The organism is Sneathiella sp. (assembly GCF_002694385.1).
Taxonomy (GTDB): domain Bacteria; phylum Pseudomonadota; class Alphaproteobacteria; order Sneathiellales; family Sneathiellaceae; genus Sneathiella.
Window position 1 is genome coordinate 167,853 of the sequence record NZ_NZMB01000009.1, and the last position, 16,778, is coordinate 184,630.

Here is a 16,778-nt window from a genome sequence, read left to right on the forward strand (position 1 = left end):
GGACCGGCACACGGGCTATTCATCTGAAAGCATACGATCATTCTGCATTTCACGAGAATTTATTTCACGTCGAATATCCGTTAAATCCGCTTCCAATTTATACATCATCCGCAGAATTTGTTCCTGCTGTCTCTCCGTTTTATTTTCCCGGATGAATTTTGACGCGATCATCGCGCTGAGCGTCGCAAAAAAGCCAATCCCGTTTGTCATGAGTAAAATCGCAATGAAACGGCCTTCGGCCGTGACCGGATAGTAATCCCCATAGCCCACCGTCGTTATGGTGACAAAGGCCCACCAGAGAGCGTCCATCGGTTCCTTTATATTGGAGTCGGCAACCCCGCGCTCAAGATGCAATACACTGATGGCCCCAAATATCAATACCATCATTGAAACCAGCACAACGGAATTGAAAGTAGTTTCGACCTTGTTTTCCTTGAGCGTTGAATAGAGGATTCTCCCGGAGGTAAAAACACGCAATACCCTGAGAACCCTGACCACCCGGACTAGTCGGCCGTATCTCAACACATCAAATACGGGTATGCTGCTGATCAGGTCGATCCAGCCCCATTTCATGAAAGCAAGCTTATTCTCCGCATCAAACAGTCTTTTGAAAAAGTCGTAAAGAAAAACAAAGCAGATGATAAAATCTGCGGTCATCAATATCTCCACTGTGCCTGCATCCAGCGATAAAAAACTTTCCGCCAGCAATGACCCCACTGAAAAGAGAGACAGAACCAAAATCAGAAGTTGAAAGACATTAATCTTTTCGGCTGAAAAATGCGCATTTCCCGGCATGGCCCTCTCCACATTTTCACGTATTGCGTGAAGTGGATTTTAAGAGCGCCGGTTAATTTCGCAAGATATTAGCGCGATCTTTCTTTATCGAGCCAGGGAAGCGGGTTTTTCTCGATATGGTGGATTTCGTCGAGGCCGAGCTGCACCAGGCGGCGGTCGGCGATATAGCGCATATAGGTCTGGCGTTCTTTGCTGACGGATGGTCTTTTACGACATCGGTTCGGCGACGGCCACCCAGGCCCCTTCCTGTTCATTGACACGGACGGCAAAGGGAATGCGGTTGATATCCAGGCAGCAATCAACATCGGCCGCACTCATCCGGCGGCCATCGGTGTGCCGGCTCATTGTTCTGATGGCATGGGCGACCGCCGCCGCATCGGGCGTCAGGCCGAACAGCAGGCTGCGAAGATATAGGGCACAAATTTCATCTTCATCCGTCCGGAATCTGTCCAAATCGCCCATGGCAACCAGCGTGACGGGACGATCCGCTGCGCGCCTCACGGCCTCCGCCGTCGCCGCTGCGGTCACAAGGGATGCGGCATAAATTCTTTTTGCCGATTTTGCAGCGAGTATGCCGCGGGTGCCGTTGGAGGTGGTCTGGATCAGGGTGTCGCCATCAAACCGCCGGTTCAGGATATCAACGGGAGAGTTGCCAAAATCAAACCCTTCGGGGCGTACACCTCCCCTCTCGCCAAGGCAATAGCGTCCGACATTTTGCCGCCGCAGATCCATGGCCATTTCCAGACTATCCGCCATGATGATCCGGCTTGCGCCGTTGGCGAGCGCAATGGCTGCCGTCGTAAAGGCGCGAAAGACATCAATGATGACAACAGTCCCTGTCGCCTCACAGGCGGCGGTGGAAAAAGAGCCGAGCGAGACCTCCTTCGGGGTCAAAGGCAACATACGCGCCTTTTCACGCAAACGCGTCTTCCCATGTCCCCTTTGTTGCGGCTTTGGAGTATTCCGTGGCGCGGTTCTCAAAGAAGTTCACATGCTCCACCGCGTTCAGGATGGCGTCGAGCCAGGGGAGCGGGTTTTTCTCGATATGGTAGATTTCATCGAGGCCGAGCTGCACCAGGCGGCGGTCGGCGATATAGCGGATATAGGCCTTGATCTCCTCCGCCGTCAGCCCCTCGATATGTCCCGCGCTGAAGGCGAGGTCGATAAAGGCGTCCTCATGGATGACGATTTCGCGGCAAGTCGTATAGAGCTCCTCGCAGAATTCCGCCGTCCAGATCTCCGGATTTTCAGAAACGAAGGTCTTGAACAGCTTGATGATGGAGTTGCAATGCAGGCTCTCATCGCGGACGGACCAGGTGACGATCTGCCCCATCCCCTTCATCTTGCCGGTGCGCGGGAAGTTCAGCAGGATGGCGAAGCTCGCGAAGAGCTGTAGCCCCTCGGTAAACGCACCAAAAACGGCGAGGGTCTTCGCCACCTCCGATTTGTTGTCGACATTGAACTGCTGCATATAGTCGTATTTGTCCTTCATCTCCTTGTAATGGAGGAAGGCGGAATATTCCGTCTCGGGCATGCCGATGGTGTCCAGCAGATGCGAATAGGCGGCGATATGCACCGTTTCCATATTGGAGAAGGCGGCGAGCATCATCTGCACCTCGGTCGGCTTGAACACGCGGCTGTAATGGCGCATGTAGCAGTTGTTCACCTCGATATCCGACTGGGTGAAGAAACGGAAAATCTGCGTCAGCAGATGCCGCTCGGATTCGGAGAGATTGTTATGCCAGTCCTTCACATCATCGGCGAGCGGTACTTCTTCGGGCAGCCAGTGAATCTGCTGCTGCATCAGCCAGGCATCATAACACCAGGGGTAGGAGAAGGGTTTATAGACGGGCTTGGCATCGAGCAGAGACATGGTGGCAACGGCTTCCTGACAGAATGTCGAAATTAATTAACTCTATGAAAATAAACGCATCCGCGCAGCAATACGTGCGGATGACAGGCAAACGCCTGGCCCTTACTGGCAGGCCAGGCATTCCTCGTAATCAACGCTCTCCCCCGCGATCTCGACTGCTTTGGCCACAGTCGGGGCGAGGCTTGCGGCGAGTTCGCGCAACTCCTTCGGCAGATCGTCCTTGGTCGCCACCACTTCCGCGCGCTGCATGGATTTGGAGCGGCAGTAATACAGGCTCTTCACGCCCTGCTTCCAGGCCATCATATGAATCTGGTGCAGATCGCGCTTATGCACATCGGCGGGCAGGAAGATATTCACCGACTGCGACTGGTCAATCATCGGCGTGCGATCAGCGGCGAGCTCGATAATCCAGCGCTGATCCAGCTCGAACGCGGTCTTGAACACGTCCTTCTCGTGATCATCGAGGAAATCGAGATGCTGCACCGAACCTTCCTTGACGGTGATGGAACTCCAGATTTCTTCCGTATCCTTGCCCTTCTCGGCGAGCAGCCGCTTCAAATGCGGATTGCGCACATTGAAGCTGCCCGAGAGCGTCTTGTGGGTATAGCTGTTGGCGGCGGCGGGCTCGATCCCCGGGCTGGCTCCACCGCAGATGATGGAGATGGAAGCCGTCGGCGCAATCGCCGTTTTGTTGGAAAATCGCTCCTGGAAACCATAGTCGGCGGCATCGGGGCAGGCCCCGCGCAATTCCGCCAGGGATTTGGAGGCCGCATTCACGCCCTTCTGGATATGGGTGAAGATTTTGCGGTTCCAGACTTTCGCCATGACCGATTCCAGCGGCACGCGCTTCGCCTGCAAAAAGGAATGAAAACCCATCACGCCAAGACCGACGCTGCGTTCACGCATCGCGGCATATTTCGCCCGCGCCATCTCGTCCGGTGCGCGGTCGATAAAGTCCTGCAAGACGTTATCGAGGAACAGCATCACATCCTCGATAAAGCCGTCCTGCCCTTCCCACTCGTCATATTTTTCCAAATTGAGCGAAGACAGGCAGCAAACCGCCGTCCGCTCCTTGCCAAGATGGTCGGTACCGGTCGGCAGGGTGATCTCGGCGCAGAGGTTGGAGGTTTTCACTTCCAGCCCGGCAAGCTTGTGATGCTCCGGCACCAGCGCGTTCACCCGGTCATTGAAGATGATATATGGCTCCCCCGTCTCGACCCGCGCCGTCAGGATGCGAATCCACAAGCTGCGGGCATTGATGGTGCGAACAACGGCATGGTCATGCGGGCTGGTCAGTGCCCAGTCGCCATTTTCCTCGACCGCGCGCATGAAAGCGTCCGAGATCAGAACGCCATGATGCAGGTTCGGCGTCTTGCGGTTGGGGTCGCCCCCGGTCGGGCGGCGAATCTCGATGAATTCCTCGATCTCCGGATGGGAGATGGGCAGATACACGGCCGCCGAGCCACGGCGTAAGCTCCCCTGGCTGATGGCAAGCGTCAGGCTGTCCATGACGCGGATGAAGGGTACCACGCCGGAGGTCTTGCCAACCGCGCCGACGCCCTCCCCGATGGAGCGGAGATTGCCCCAATAGCTGCCGATGCCGCCGCCCTTGGCGGCCAGCCAGACATTTTCCGTCCACAGATCGACAATACCCTTCAGGCTGTCATTCGATTCGTTCAGGAAGCAGGAAATTGGCAAACCGCGGGTCGAGCCGCCATTGCTCAGCACCGGCGTCGCCGGCATGAACCACAGCTTGCTGATATATTCATAAATCCGCTGCGCATGGGAATCGCCTTCGCCATAGGCGCTCGCCACCCGGCCGAAAAGGTCCTGAAAACTCTCTCCCGGCAGAAGGTAACGGTCCTTCAGGACGGCCATGCCGAACTCGGTCAGATATTTGTCCCGGCTATGGTCGATCTGAACCCGTGAACCCCCTTTGACCTGAACAAATTCGGTCAACATATCGACCCTATCCAGCATGACTTTCCCCTTCTCCAAATCTTACAAAACTCTCAATACCGGCCAGAGCCGGAAATTGCAATATACACTCGCCTGACGCCATTTAACCGCAAATCCAATTCCCGGCATGCTGGTTGTCCCTCCCGGTCCGGATAAAGATGTACGGTTGGTGAGCATCGCCAAAAAGACGATATTTGCTGCGTAACGCGCATCAAGCCACTACATATTGTATAATACGTGCTGCGACGTCAACAGCTTGTGGAAAACTTTTTTATAAAAATACTGCTTGACGAACTGTGCCGGAGTGACTCCCCGAAATCCGCCGCAAAAATACCACGCGGCGGGGCGAATCTCTCCGTCAATGGGGCGGGCCCGGGGCAGACAAAAAGGCGTCGCCACAGGCCTGAACGGGCGGTGGTTTGGCTGCCCCTTCCCCGGCATCCGCGCCAGGCCCATTATGGTTAAGGATCGGGGCTTCTGTTGTGACGGTCAAGCCGAAATATGCCCGGCCATAAAAAAACAGGCGCCGAAAAAAATTCCGGCGCCCTTTCGTATCTTATGTCAACTTTTCAAGATCCGCTTGCAAGCTATCGTCAATGCGTCACTTTTTCCTCTCGCGATAGCATTGATATCTTTTCCTTGATCCTGAGTTTCTGCCGTTTAAGCTCGCTGATATGAACATGGTCTGCGGAGGGGCTGGAAAGTTCCGTCTGGATTTCTTCTTCAATCCGGTGGTGCTTCTCGGTCAGCTGTGCAACATGTTCTGCTGTGCTCATCATGTATCTCCTCTGCTAGAAACGACAGGGCGTCGGTGCGCCGACGCTGGACAATAGCTATATTACAGAATTATGAACTCCCTGACCATGAATCAATGCGCAAGGCAGGATTATTTTGACTGAAACGCCAAAACATTCGCATCGGCAACGGCTCGTCATCGGCATCAGCGGCGCTTCCGGCGCGTGGATCGGCATCCGCCTGCTGGAGGCCTGCCGCGCCCTCGATGTGGAGACCCATCTGGTGATCAGCAAGGCGGGTGAAATTACCATCGCGCAGGAAACTTCCTATAGTGTCTCCGATGTGAAAGCCCTGGCCAGCCAGGCCCACAAGTCGGTGGATATCGGCGCGGCCATCGCCTCCGGCTCCTTCCCAACCATGGGCATGATTGTCGCCCCCTGCTCCATCCGCTCGATGTCGGAAATCGCGACGGGGGTGACATCCAGCCTGCTCACCCGCGCCGCAGATGTCACGTTAAAGGAACGCCGCAAGCTCATACTGGCCGTGCGGGAAACGCCCTTTCACACAGGCCATCTACGCAGCATGACGGCACTGTCCGAGATGGGCGCAATCATCGCGCCGCCGGTGCCCGCCTTCTATACGCAGCCGGAAACTGTCGCGGATATCATCAACCAGTTCAGCGGCCACCTGCTTTCCCTCATGGGGATCGGCAACAGCCTTGCCGAGGAATGGAACGGCCTAAAAAAGCGGTAACTCAGGAAGGCGGCGCCTCCGCTTCCCATCCCGGAAAGGCGGCGTCCAGCAGGATGGCCAGATCCGCCGCGTCGGCCGCCTCCGCCTTCAGCCCCGCCGCACGGAAATAATCCTCGAGATTCGCAGCGGCGTCTTTAGCGCGATCCTCCAGGCTGCCCCCGCCGCCGCCCGGACGCGTCATCATCCGATCCAGCATGATAATCTGCATATGTTCGGCGAACAGCTCGCTGTCGGAGACACCGCGGCGCAGCTCGGCGGCAAGGCGGCCGTCCACCGGCATGGCCGGCGTTTTTAGATTGCGGCGCGCATGGCGCAGCGGCTCCACCACCTGCGACTGCCAATAAGCGCCCGCCTCCTGCGCCGCCGCCAGGTCCGCCGCCGACAGACGCTGCCGCCCGCTGGCCGCGATCCAGAGACAGTACAGCAGCATATTCACATCCGCGCCGCGCCGGTCCTGCAGGCGCAGGCAGGCCGCGGCCACCGTCTCCTGACTGTAAAGAATAACCGCATAATCCCACAGCTCGCTCGGCGGGAAGACAGCGGATGACAATGTCGGCAAATGCGTGCTCCTTGTGTTGATGATCCCCGCCGCAGCGCCGGGGTTCCCCACGATAGCGGCCGGACGGTAGGGAAATCAACGCCGCTCTGTCCCGGCATCCGAAAAACCATCGGTAACGGTCTGACAAAACCGAGGGCGGACAAGCCCTTGGGGCGGATCGTCCTAGGCTTGCACGACAAATGATGCTATGATCTATGCGTCCCATCCGTTTCGCAAGGCCGGGCGGCGGGGCGTTCATTTCATCGCAGAACCGTTGTTGGAGTGCCCCCCGGAATGGCGGAAATAGACGAGCAGGAAATGCTCCGCGTGAGGCTGGAAGAACTCAAGACCGAACATGGCGACTTGGACCGCGCAATTGCGGCGCTGGTCGAGACCGGGAATTACAGCTCGCTGCAACTGCAACGGTTGAAAAAGCGCAAGCTGATTCTGAAAGATCAGATTCACGCCATGAATAATCTGCTGCTGCCCGACATTATTGCCTGAGACAGTCCCGGACGGGAACGGCGGGATGGATGCCGGACGCGTATGCCTGCGCGCCCGGTGCCTGCGCGCCCGTCATATCGCGCCCCGCCCTCAGTCTTCCTAAGCCCCGGGACGGCTTTCGCCGTTTTTATGGCGATACATGGCGTCATCCGCGAGGGAGAGGGTTTCCTCCGGCTGCAAGCCCGCATGAATGGACACAACGCCCGAGGACATGCGGCTGCTGATCTCCCGCCCTTTCCAGACAATCGGATTGTCGGTGAACTGGCGGCGCAGTCGATCCAGCAGATGATGCGCATCCTCGGGCCGGGTGCGGGTCAGGATCAAGCCGAATTCATCGCCGCCGAGCCGCCCGATGATATCCGTCTCGCGCACGCTGTCTTTCAGCCGTTTCACCACCTCGCCAAGCACATGATCGCCCGCCTCATGGCCGAGATCGTCATTGATGGCCTTGAACTGGTCCAGGTCAAGATAGACGAGGCTGGCCTCCGTGCCGTAGCGCCGGGCCGACGCCTGAACGCGCGTCAGTTCCCGCACGAAGGCGCGACGGTTATAGACCGGCAACAGGGAATCCAGATCGGCAAGCTGCTCCGCCAGCTCAAGTCGGCGGGACAGATCACTGACCGTATGGCGCAATTCCTCCGCCTCCGACATCAGCAGGGAAATGGCGGCCTGCACCCGGGGGGTGAATTCCGCATCCGGGATGCCCATAATGCTGGTTGCATCCCCGGCGGCGGGCGTGGTGAAAGGGCCCGCCTTCTGCCCGTCTTTGAGACGCCCCGACCCGGTCGAGGTTTTGGCGGGGACATTTCCGCCCGCCGATCCGATTTTCATGCTATCATCCCACCCCTGAAATCTTTTGCCCCTCTGACGGAGTGTAGCGGAAAAAAGGCGTCAATTCAAAACCTTCCGCTACCTGCCGCAAAATTCGGGACCCAGGGTCGCGGAGCGCAGCCTTCCCTTGCGTCTTTGAAAAGCTTGCCTATAATCGCCAGCTTCTCGATCAACGGGCAGACAGGGAAAATCAACTATGACCGATCGCGACGCGCAAGTCGGAATTATCATGGGCAGCCAGTCCGACTGGGAGACCATGAAAAATGCCGCCGAAACGCTGGAGGCGCTGGGGGTTTCGTTCGAGGTGAAAATCGTCTCTGCGCATCGCACGCCGGACCGGCTGTATGAATATGCCACCCATGCGGCGGCGCGCGGCCTCAAGGTGATCATCGCGGGCGCGGGCGGCGCGGCGCATCTGCCCGGCATGGCCGCCGCCCTGACGCCGCTGCCCGTGCTCGGCGTGCCCGTTGAAAGCAAGGCCCTCAAAGGCATGGACAGCCTGCTCTCCATCGTGCAGATGCCGGGCGGCGTGCCCGTTGGCACGCTGGCCATCGGCAAGGCGGGCGCCATCAATGCGGCGCTGCTGGCGGCGCAGATCCTGGCGCTTGCAGATGCTGACATCGCCGCCGCCATCAATGACTGGCGCGGAAAACAGACCGACGCTGTTGCCGAACAACCTGTTTAACCATAACATTTCATCTGACAGAGGGGCATTCATGACGACCATCGCACCGGGCGGAACCATCGGCATTCTGGGCGACGGGCAGCTTGGCCGCATGATGGCCATCGCCGCCGCCGAAATGGGATATTTCGTGCATGTTTTCGGCCCCGATGAGATGAGCCCGGCCGCCCAGGTCAGCCACCGTGCCACTATCGCCTCCTATGGCGACAAGGGCGCGCTTGAGGCCTTTGCGAAATCCGTCGATGTGGTGACGCTGGAGTTTGAGAATATCCCGACCGACACGCTGGATTATCTGGCGCGGCATGTGCCAGTCCGGCCGCATGCGAAGCTGCTGGAAATCACCCAGGACCGGCTGCTGGAAAAAACGTTCGTCAACAAGCTCGGCATCAGTACGGCCCCCTTCACCAATGTCCAGTCCATCGGCGATCTGGTCAAGGCCGTCTCCCAGATCCGGACGCCCGCCATCCTCAAAACCCGCCGTCTCGGCTATGATGGCAAGGGGCAGGTGAAAATTACCGGCGCCAGCGATCTCGATGCGGTGTGGGCGGAAATGAAGGATGCCCCGTCCATTCTCGAGGGCTTCGTCAATTTCCGCCTGGAAATCTCCGTCATTGTCGCGCGCAGCGTGACCGGGGAGATTGCCGCCTACTGCCCGGTCGAGAACCGCCATAAAAACCATATTCTCGATGTCACGCTGGCCCCTGCCGATATCCCGCCGCATCTGGCGGACCGGGCGGTGGAGATTGCCGGAAAGATCGCCGCCAAGCTTGATCTTGTCGGCCTCATCGCGGTGGAGATGTTTGTCACCAGGGACAATCAGATCCTTGTCAACGAGCTGGCGCCGCGGCCGCATAATTCCGGCCACTGGACCATTGAGGGATGCGCCAGCAGCCAGTTCCGGCAGATCATCCGCGCAGTCTGCGGCCTGCCCCTCGGCGATCCGGCGCGCCATTCAAATGCGATGATGCGCAATCTGATTGGCGATCAGATTGACGGCTGGGAAAAACTTCTCGCCGATCCGGCCAATAGCCTGCATCTTTATGGCAAGCGGGAGGCGCGGCCGGGCCGCAAGATGGGCCATGTCACGAAGCTTTTCCCGCTGAAAGAAAAGCCGAAGGCCTGACGCCCAGACCGCCCGGCGCGCGGGCTGTTCCCGCGCCGGTCTCACGTTGCCCAACCACCCGCGAGATACAGTTCCTGCCCCGTGATGAAGTTCGACTTGTCGGAGACAAGGAACAGGAGATATTCCCCCGCCTCTTCCTGTGTGCCAAGACGGCCCAAGGGGATTTGCGATGTGATCTTTTTAAAGGCTTCCTTGTTGGCCAGCAGCTCATCGGGAAAATACATCGGGCTTTCGATGAAGTTCGGCGCGAGCGCATTGACCTGAATATTGAACCGGCCGAGCTCCTTCGCCAGGCTGCGGGCCAGCGCATTGGTGCCGCCGCGCGCCGCCACATACATGGAATAGTTGGGAATGCCGTTCTTCGGCGCGGCGGAGGAGATAAACAGGATTTTCCCCCGCCCCGCCTTTTTCATATGGCGGCTGGCCTCGCTCGCGAAGTGAAAGCCGCGCACCATCAGGGCCTCCAGCGTGCGGCGGAACTCCGCCACCTCCGCCTCATCGATGGCCGCCTTGATCGCCGGATAGGCATCATTGTTCACCAGCACATCTATCCGCCCCGTCTCGGCGATGATTTTATCAACGATTGTGGTCGGGTCCTGTTCTTCCAGCGCGCGGACGCCAGGGATTTCGGCCTCGATCTTCGCGCGCGCCTCGGCATCGGTGAATTCCGCATCCTGCGCATAAACGATAGCCCCCGCCCCGGTCAGGACACGGCAGCCCGTCTCCCCCAGAAAATGCAGCGTGTCGGTAATCAGGATGATTTTGTCCTTGAGCATTCTTCTGCCCCGTTGTTTTTATGGTTACAGCAGGCTTCAGAATACGGGCCGCCCCGCCAAAGGCAAGGGCTATGTGCGTGGACGCCTCTCGCCTCTAATGTCCGCCGCCCAGAATCCCCGTCCGGATCGAATAATCCACGGCGACGCCATACTGCGGATCATCATCGGAATCCACGATCAACTGCCCGGCGCGATTGAGCAGCCGGTGGCAGTCCCGCGACAGATGGCGCAGCTGCACATGCTTGCCCGCCGCATTGTATTTCGACGCCAGCACCTCAATCGCCTGCAAGGCCGAATGATCAACTACCCGGCTGTTCATGAAATCGACAATGACAAGATCGGGATCACCCTTGAAATCGAACAGCTCCGAGAAGCCTTCGGTGGAGCCGAAAAACAACGGCCCCTCGATCTTGTAGATTTTTGCGCCGTCTTCGCGTATCTCCGTATGGGCATGGATGCGCCGGGCATTGTTCCACGCATAGACCAGCGCCGAGATGATCACACCGACCACCACGGCCGCGGCCAGATCGACGAAAACGGTCACCGCCGTCACCAGAATGATCACCAGCGTGTCGGCCAGCGGAATGATCCGCATGATGCGCAGGCTCTGCCAGGCGAAGGTGCCGATCACCACCATGAACATCACCCCGACCAGCGCGGCCAGCGGAATCTGTTCAATCAGCGGCGAGGCAAACAGGATAAAGACGAGCAGGAACAAGGCCGCGGAAATACCGGATAGCCGCGTCCGCCCGCCCGATTTCATATTGATCATCGACTGGCCGATCATGGCGCAGCCGCCCATGCCACCGAAAAATCCGGTCACCGTGTTGGCCATCCCCTGCGCCACGCATTCCTGCGACGCGCCGCCACTCTGTTCGGTGATCTCGCCGACCAGATTGAGGGTGAGAAGGCTTTCGATCAGACCGATAGCGGCGAGGATCAGCGCGAACGGGAAGATGATGGTCAGCGTTTCAAGATTGATCGGCACCATGGGGATGTGGAAATCCGGCAGGCCGCCCTTGATCGAGGCAAGATCGCCGACGCGCGGCGCGTCAATACCGAACACAATCACGATCGCGGCGACAATGGCAATGCCCGCCAGCGGTGCCGGAATGGCCTTTGTCAGCTTCGGCATGCCCCAGATGATCGCCATGGTCGCCACAACCAGCCCCAGCATGAGGGCCAGCGGCAGCCCGCTTAGCCAAACCTGCGCCCCGTCCGGCCCGGCCACCTTGAACTGCGTGAGCTGCGCCATGAAGATGACGATGGCGAGGCCGTTGACAAAGCCCAGCATTACCGGATGCGGCACCAGACGGATAAATTTCCCAAGACGAAAAACCCCGGCGAGGATCTGCAATATGCCCATCAGAACCACGGTCGCGAACAGATACTCGACCCCATGCAGCGCCACCAGAGAAACCATGACCACGGCGAGCGCACCGGTGGCGCCGGAAATCATGCCCGGCCGCCCGCCGATCAGCGCCGTCACCAGCCCGACGATAAAGGCCGCATACAGCCCGACCAGCGGATGCACGCCCGCCACAAAAGCGAAGGCGACGGCCTCCGGCACCAGGGCGAGGGCGACCGTCAGGCCGGAGAGTAACTCCGTTTTGATACGACCGGGCGTAAAGCGGACCGGGTCCGCGTTGCGGCTTCCGGCGGACAACAGGCCGGTGACAGCGGCAAGCGTTGGCTTGAGCATAGGGTCAATATTCCTGTTATGGGAATGTTCAATTTTGCGCCGACCATAGAATAAGGCATCCGCTTTGAAAAGGCTTTATTGCAGTGCAGCAAAATATGGGCGCAGGAAACCGGGAAGCCACTGACGGAGCCGCTTACTTCCGGCGGCACCAGAACTGGTACATGCCGCGGAACAACGCCGGATTTTCTGCTTCGATCTTTTCCCAGTTGCGTAAATTGCGCCCGCCGGGGTCTTCCGGGTGCCGCGCGCGGTAGGCCTCCCTCACCCGGTTTTCCGTAAACTCGAACCCCAGAAACTCAAGATCGAGCATCTCTATCGCCGCCGCAAGGCGCGGGATATCGAAGCGCTGTTCGGAAGCGTTGAACACCAGGTCGCGGCAGCCACTTAACGAATAGAAATCCAGCTCCCGCGTGACGCCTTTCGCCGGATGATCCTCCGGCAGCGCCAGCAGCTCAAGCCGCAACTGCCGGATGTCGTCCAGCGTCAAATCCGCCGGATCGCGGCCAAGCCACGCACGCGCCGCCACCACATCCTGCCGCGCGCGTTCACTGTAAAGGGCGATTTTCATCACCCCGTTCGGCGCCAGATGGGACAGAAGGCCTTTCCACGCCGCCTCCGGATCGGCCATATGATGCAGCACGCCGCAAGCCTCGATCAGATCGAACGGACCGAAGGTTTCCGGCAACGCCACCAGATCGGCCTCGGCAAAATAAACACTCTCAATATCCAGCCGTTCCGCCTGCCGCGCCCCATAGGCGAGCGATGCCCGCGAGATATCAATGGCCGTCACCTCCGCCCCCGGAAAGCGCCGCGCCGTGCGGAGCGCATGCCGTCCGGTGCCCGCCCCCGCCACCAGCAGTTTCGGCTGCGCGGGAAAGGGCGAAACAGAAACGTTGGGAAACAGGCGTTTCAACAGGGCTTCCAGCGTTGTCTCCCCGCCGCTTCTGAGGCCCCGCCAGCGCGGATAGGGGCTTTCCTCATACTGCGCCTGCATGCGTTTTGACACCTGGTCATCACTTTTCGAAAGACAGGGCAGCGCCGCCCTGATCTCTGCCTCGCGCTGCTTTTCCGAGCCCATGCGGGTAAACAGCAAATGACACCAGGGAAGCCGCGCCAGCCGCTCCGCCTCCACCGTCAGCAGATGGCTGGCAACCTCGGGGTCCAGCGGGGCATAGAGCGCCGCCGCGAGGCCGCTTTCAAGATCGGTTACCCCGGGCGGCGCCCCTTCGGCGCGCGGCAATGCATATTCAATCCGCTCCAGCTGCAGCGCGATCAGGGCGATCACCTCCTCCGGCGCGTGGGCATCCCCGGTCAGAACCGCCGCCCGCGCATCCATCAGCAACTCGCCGATGTCCGGGGATGGCAGCACCAGCAGGGCGAAGGCCGCGGCAATCACCGGCTCGTTAAACGCGCCCCACAGAATGGACAGGGCATCGCCGCCCGACGCCATTTTACGCACCCCGGCCTGACGGGAAATACGCGCCAGCAGGGCGAGGATAAATCGGTCGCTCTCCACCTCGTCGGAATTGAGGCAGCGCAGCATCGCCTCATCCCCTGGCGGGCCAAGCAGGGCGCTGCCCGTTTGCTCCAGAAGATCGGCCAGCGCCTGTAATGCCGCGGGCGCATTGTCGAGAAGAGCGGCATATTTCAGGCCGGCGCGCACCGCCGCCTGATATTTCTCCCGCTCACACAGAAACCGGGCATAGCCGAGCCAGGCCAGCGGATAATCCGGATCCGCCGCCAGCGCCGCGCGAAAGGATTTTTCCGCGCCTTGCGCCTTTCCCTCCGCCTTCAGCAGCAGCGCCAGATTATAATGCGCCGGGGCCAGTTGATTGTTTTCCTTTAATATTTTGCGGTAGAGCGCCGCCGCCCCCACCGTGTCTCCGCGCCGCTGCAACGCCGTCGCTTCGGCCATTTCTTTTCTGATTTTTTCCTGCACCATTCCGGTCCCGGCTCTCCACGCTACTCCCTGACGGGCCAGCTTAAGCGAAAAGGCCGCCCGCGACCAGCCGCCAGAACACAATGATTTGCCTATTTTTTAATCCTGAATGCGGCATTGCACCACTAGTTGCGTATTTTTTGTGCATTGCAACATTGTCTTTTTCCGCGATTTTCGCCTAAGTATCTGAATTATTACAGTTTTATTAATCTGGCACAGCTCTTGCTTTTTTCAGGGGGACATAGACCTTGAGTACAGGAATTGACCCATGAAAATAACAAAGTTTGTGACTGCCTCCCTGATCGCCTTCGGAACCGTCGCCGCCGCCCAGGCCGAACCACTGGTGGAGGAAAGCGCCATACCCGGTGAATTTTCCGCCAACATCGGGTTCGTCACGGATTACACCTTTCGCGGTATCTCCCAGACCAACAATGAAGCCGCCATTCAGGGCGGGATTGACTACAGCTACGACTTCGGCCCGGTGGCGCTGCATGCGGGCGTCTGGGGCTCCAATGTGAAATTCACCGATGCCACGGTGGAAATCGACTATACCGTGGGCCTTGGCGGGTCCATCGACAAGTTCAACTGGGATCTGTCGGCCATCTATTACACCTATCCCGGCGCGTCCAGCAGCCTGAATTACGATTTCTTCGAAATTGCGCCCTCTATCGGCTATGACTTCGATATCCTGGCGGTTGGCGCCGGTGTCAACTATTCACCCGAATATTTCGGTGACAGCGGTGACGCCCTTTACAGCTACGCCACGCTCGATATTCCGCTCGGCCCCTATTTCAGCCTAAGCAGCCATATCGGCTATCAGACCATTGATGACAACGCCGCCTGGGGCACCGACGACTACACCGATTGGGGCATCGGCATTTCCACCAACATCGCCGGGTTCGACCTGACGGCAAGCTGGACGGATACCGACCTGCCGAAATCCCAGTGCGATGAACTCTGCGGTATTTTCGCCGTCGGGATTTCCCGCTCCTTCTGATCCTATTCCCGCTGGGCCATGATCCGGTCTCCCCTTTCATGGTCCAATTTCCTTGACCGTCCGGCGTTCCTACTCCCGCTGGACGGTCTTTTTACCGGCCCCACCTGCCCCTGAATTTCCGGTTTGACGATCCGGGCTCACGATCCGGCCCTGACATTCTGACGCCGTAATTCCCCCTCCCCTGATCTAACCGCCGTGCCCTGCTGTCTGTTACCGCCGCTTTATCTGCCGCGTGACAGCAATTCATTCCCCCTCTCCACCCCTGCCATAAGAGGGGCATTTCCCGCCGTCCTCCGGCGCCGTCATTCGCGCCCAAAATAGGGTTAAAATACGGCAAAATCACGCCGCGCCGCCTCTGTCCGCAGGGCGCATAAAACTGCGGCTTCACGCCTTATTTGGGGGGTCGATTGGACTTGTAAGGCAAAATCTGCTATAAATTCAGATACTTGATCATTTGTATACGGAAATTCCCGATGGAATTTGCGCAGATTTGCTGTGCCATCGGGGCGATTGATACGAGGGGAATAACATATGAGTGAAGACCTATACGAAACAGATTATGAGGTGGGGCAAAGCAACCTCCAGAAATGGGGGATGGACATCCATCACCCGGTATTCTGGGTTTCCTCCGGTCTGGTTATCCTGTTTGTCGCGGGCGTTCTGTTTGCGCCAGAAGCGGCAAAAGGTGTGTTTGACGGCGCGAAATGGTGGTCGATCAACACCTTTGACTGGCTGTTCATGGCGGGGGCGAATATTTTTGTGCTGTTCTGTCTGGCGCTGATCGTACTGCCGGTCGGACGTATTCGCCTCGGCGGCGAGGATGCGAAGCCGGATTTTTCCATGATGTCCTGGTTTGCCATGCTGTTCGCGGCGGGAATGGGCATCGGCCTGATGTTCTGGGCGGTGGCGGAGCCGACGGCCTATTACACCGGCTGGTTCGAGACGCCGCTCGGCGTGACCGCCAACACGCCGGAGGCGGCCAATCTCGCCATGAGCGCGACCATGTTCCACTGGGGGATGCACCCCTGGGCGATTTATGCGGTTGTGGCCCTGTCGCTGGCGTTCTTTTCCTATAACAAGGGATTGCCGCTGACCATCCGCTCGGCCTTCTATCCGCTGATCCAGGATCGCTGCTGGGGTCCGATCGGCCATGTGATCGACACCGTTGCCGTGCTGGCGACGCTGTTCGGCCTTGCCACCTCGCTCGGTTTCGGGGCGCAGCAGGCCGCCGCCGGTCTCGCCTATCTGTTCGATTTCGAGGCGGGCATCAACACCCAGATCGCGGTGATTGTCGTGGTCACGGCGATTGCGCTGTTTTCGGTGCTGCGTGGCCTTGACGGCGGCGTCAAGATCCTCTCCAACGTCAATATGGGCATTGCCGCCCTGCTGCTGCTGTTCGTGCTGGTCGTCGGCCCGACAGCGGTCATCTTCGCGACCATGGGTTCGACGCTGATCGGCTATCTCGGCGAGATTGTCTCCTACAGCAGCTGGGTCGGCCGCGAGGATGAGGCCTGGATGCATGGCTGGACGGTGTTTTACTGGGCCTGGTGGATTTCCTGGTCAGCGGCAAT

16 protein-coding genes are annotated in these 16,778 nt (G+C 58.9%); 6 read left to right on the top strand and 10 right to left on the bottom strand.

The window, feature by feature from the left end; genetic code table 11:
- Positions 1-15 precede the first annotated feature (15 nt).
- From CMN55_RS04575 to CMN55_RS04595, 5 genes are all read right to left on the bottom strand, one after another.
- Positions 16-795 carry a potassium channel family protein gene (locus CMN55_RS04575; RefSeq protein ID WP_293948358.1) on the bottom strand — a complete coding sequence of 260 codons (780 nt, stop codon included), beginning with the start codon at positions 793-795 and terminating at the stop codon, positions 16-18.
- A gap of 207 nt (positions 796-1,002) precedes the next feature.
- Positions 1,003-1,698: a 2-phosphosulfolactate phosphatase gene (locus CMN55_RS04580; protein WP_293948359.1), complete on the bottom strand. Its 696-nt coding sequence runs from the start codon at positions 1,696-1,698 to the stop codon at positions 1,003-1,005.
- Between the two features lie 10 nt (positions 1,699-1,708).
- The gene (locus CMN55_RS04585) at positions 1,709-2,668 is read right to left on the bottom strand and encodes a ribonucleotide-diphosphate reductase subunit beta (protein WP_293948360.1); all 960 of its coding nucleotides are present in this window, start codon (positions 2,666-2,668) and stop codon (positions 1,709-1,711) included.
- 102 nt (positions 2,669-2,770) lie between these two features.
- Positions 2,771-4,630 (bottom strand): ribonucleoside-diphosphate reductase subunit alpha, encoded by a 1,860-nt coding sequence (locus CMN55_RS04590; RefSeq protein WP_459253645.1) that lies wholly within the window; start codon positions 4,628-4,630, stop codon positions 2,771-2,773.
- Positions 4,631-5,220: 590 nt separating this feature from the next.
- Positions 5,221-5,406, bottom strand: a complete 186-nt coding sequence (locus CMN55_RS04595) for a YdcH family protein (RefSeq protein WP_293948362.1) — start codon at positions 5,404-5,406, stop codon at positions 5,221-5,223.
- Between the two features lie 112 nt (positions 5,407-5,518).
- Between CMN55_RS04595 and CMN55_RS04600 the strand changes: the two genes are divergently transcribed.
- Positions 5,519-6,115 carry a UbiX family flavin prenyltransferase gene (locus tag CMN55_RS04600; RefSeq protein WP_293948363.1) on the top strand — a complete coding sequence of 199 codons (597 nt, stop codon included), beginning with the start codon at positions 5,519-5,521 and terminating at the stop codon, positions 6,113-6,115.
- A 1-nt stretch (position 6,116) separates the two neighbouring features.
- Here the strand turns inward: CMN55_RS04600 and CMN55_RS04605 are convergent, their stop codons facing one another.
- Complete coding sequence (locus CMN55_RS04605; protein WP_293948364.1) at positions 6,117-6,674, bottom strand: TIGR02444 family protein; 558 nt, start codon at positions 6,672-6,674, stop codon at positions 6,117-6,119.
- Between the two features lie 273 nt (positions 6,675-6,947).
- Between CMN55_RS04605 and CMN55_RS04610 the strand changes: the two genes are divergently transcribed.
- Positions 6,948-7,157 (top strand): YdcH family protein, encoded by a 210-nt coding sequence (locus tag CMN55_RS04610; protein ID WP_293948365.1) that lies wholly within the window; start codon positions 6,948-6,950, stop codon positions 7,155-7,157.
- A gap of 99 nt (positions 7,158-7,256) precedes the next feature.
- Here CMN55_RS04610 and CMN55_RS04615 read toward each other — a convergent pair whose 3' ends face one another.
- Positions 7,257-7,988: a GGDEF domain-containing protein gene (locus CMN55_RS04615; protein WP_293948366.1), complete on the bottom strand. Its 732-nt coding sequence runs from the start codon at positions 7,986-7,988 to the stop codon at positions 7,257-7,259.
- Positions 7,989-8,184: 196 nt separating this feature from the next.
- Here CMN55_RS04615 and purE point away from each other — a divergent pair, with 196 nt between their 5' ends.
- Both purE and CMN55_RS04625 read left to right on the top strand, forming a co-directional pair.
- Positions 8,185-8,673 (top strand): 5-(carboxyamino)imidazole ribonucleotide mutase, encoded by a 489-nt coding sequence (gene purE / locus CMN55_RS04620; protein WP_293948367.1) that lies wholly within the window; start codon positions 8,185-8,187, stop codon positions 8,671-8,673.
- A 31-nt stretch (positions 8,674-8,704) separates the two neighbouring features.
- Positions 8,705-9,793: a 5-(carboxyamino)imidazole ribonucleotide synthase gene (locus CMN55_RS04625; protein ID WP_293948368.1), complete on the top strand. Its 1,089-nt coding sequence runs from the start codon at positions 8,705-8,707 to the stop codon at positions 9,791-9,793.
- A gap of 41 nt (positions 9,794-9,834) precedes the next feature.
- Here the strand turns inward: CMN55_RS04625 and CMN55_RS04630 are convergent, their stop codons facing one another.
- The 3 genes from CMN55_RS04630 to CMN55_RS04640 form a co-directional block, all read right to left on the bottom strand.
- A complete protein-coding gene (locus tag CMN55_RS04630) occupies positions 9,835-10,569 on the bottom strand; it encodes an SDR family oxidoreductase (protein WP_293948369.1) in 735 nt (244 codons plus the stop codon).
- Positions 10,570-10,663: 94 nt separating this feature from the next.
- The gene (locus CMN55_RS04635; protein WP_293948370.1) at positions 10,664-12,271 is read right to left on the bottom strand and encodes a SulP family inorganic anion transporter; all 1,608 of its coding nucleotides are present in this window, start codon (positions 12,269-12,271) and stop codon (positions 10,664-10,666) included.
- 133 nt (positions 12,272-12,404) lie between these two features.
- Complete coding sequence (locus tag CMN55_RS04640; protein ID WP_293948371.1) at positions 12,405-14,213, bottom strand: class I SAM-dependent methyltransferase; 1,809 nt, start codon at positions 14,211-14,213, stop codon at positions 12,405-12,407.
- A gap of 265 nt (positions 14,214-14,478) precedes the next feature.
- On the opposite strand from CMN55_RS04640, the gene CMN55_RS04645 reads away from it, so the two are divergent.
- On the top strand, positions 14,479-15,207 hold the full coding sequence (locus tag CMN55_RS04645) for a TorF family putative porin (RefSeq protein ID WP_293948372.1): 729 nt from the start codon (positions 14,479-14,481) through the stop codon (positions 15,205-15,207).
- A 531-nt stretch (positions 15,208-15,738) separates the two neighbouring features.
- Positions 15,739-16,778, top strand: a 1,040-nt coding sequence (locus CMN55_RS04650) for a BCCT family transporter (protein WP_293948373.1), incomplete at its 3' end; no start/stop codon positions are given.

Excerpts from the sequence above, each read along its gene's own strand:
- CMN55_RS04575 (WP_293948358.1), bottom strand. The coding sequence starts at position 795 with ATGCCGGGAAATGCGCATTTTTCAGCCGAAAAGATTAATGTCTTTCAA.
- CMN55_RS04580 (WP_293948359.1), bottom strand. The coding sequence starts at position 1,698 with ATGTTGCCTTTGACCCCGAAGGAGGTCTCGCTCGGCTCTTTTTCCACC.
- CMN55_RS04585 (WP_293948360.1), bottom strand. The coding sequence starts at position 2,668 with ATGTCTCTGCTCGATGCCAAGCCCGTCTATAAACCCTTCTCCTACCCC.
- CMN55_RS04590 (WP_459253645.1), bottom strand. The coding sequence starts at position 4,630 with ATGTTGACCGAATTTGTTCAGGTCAAAGGGGGTTCACGGGTTCAGATC.
- CMN55_RS04595 (WP_293948362.1), bottom strand. The coding sequence starts at position 5,406 with ATGATGAGCACAGCAGAACATGTTGCACAGCTGACCGAGAAGCACCAC.
- CMN55_RS04610 (WP_293948365.1), top strand. The coding sequence starts at position 6,948 with ATGGCGGAAATAGACGAGCAGGAAATGCTCCGCGTGAGGCTGGAAGAA.
- CMN55_RS04615 (WP_293948366.1), bottom strand. The coding sequence starts at position 7,988 with ATGAAAATCGGATCGGCGGGCGGAAATGTCCCCGCCAAAACCTCGACC.
- purE (WP_293948367.1), top strand. The coding sequence starts at position 8,185 with ATGACCGATCGCGACGCGCAAGTCGGAATTATCATGGGCAGCCAGTCC.
- CMN55_RS04625 (WP_293948368.1), top strand. The coding sequence starts at position 8,705 with ATGACGACCATCGCACCGGGCGGAACCATCGGCATTCTGGGCGACGGG.
- CMN55_RS04630 (WP_293948369.1), bottom strand. The coding sequence starts at position 10,569 with ATGCTCAAGGACAAAATCATCCTGATTACCGACACGCTGCATTTTCTG.
- CMN55_RS04635 (WP_293948370.1), bottom strand. The coding sequence starts at position 12,271 with ATGCTCAAGCCAACGCTTGCCGCTGTCACCGGCCTGTTGTCCGCCGGA.
- CMN55_RS04640 (WP_293948371.1), bottom strand. The coding sequence starts at position 14,213 with ATGGTGCAGGAAAAAATCAGAAAAGAAATGGCCGAAGCGACGGCGTTG.
- CMN55_RS04645 (WP_293948372.1), top strand. The coding sequence starts at position 14,479 with ATGAAAATAACAAAGTTTGTGACTGCCTCCCTGATCGCCTTCGGAACC.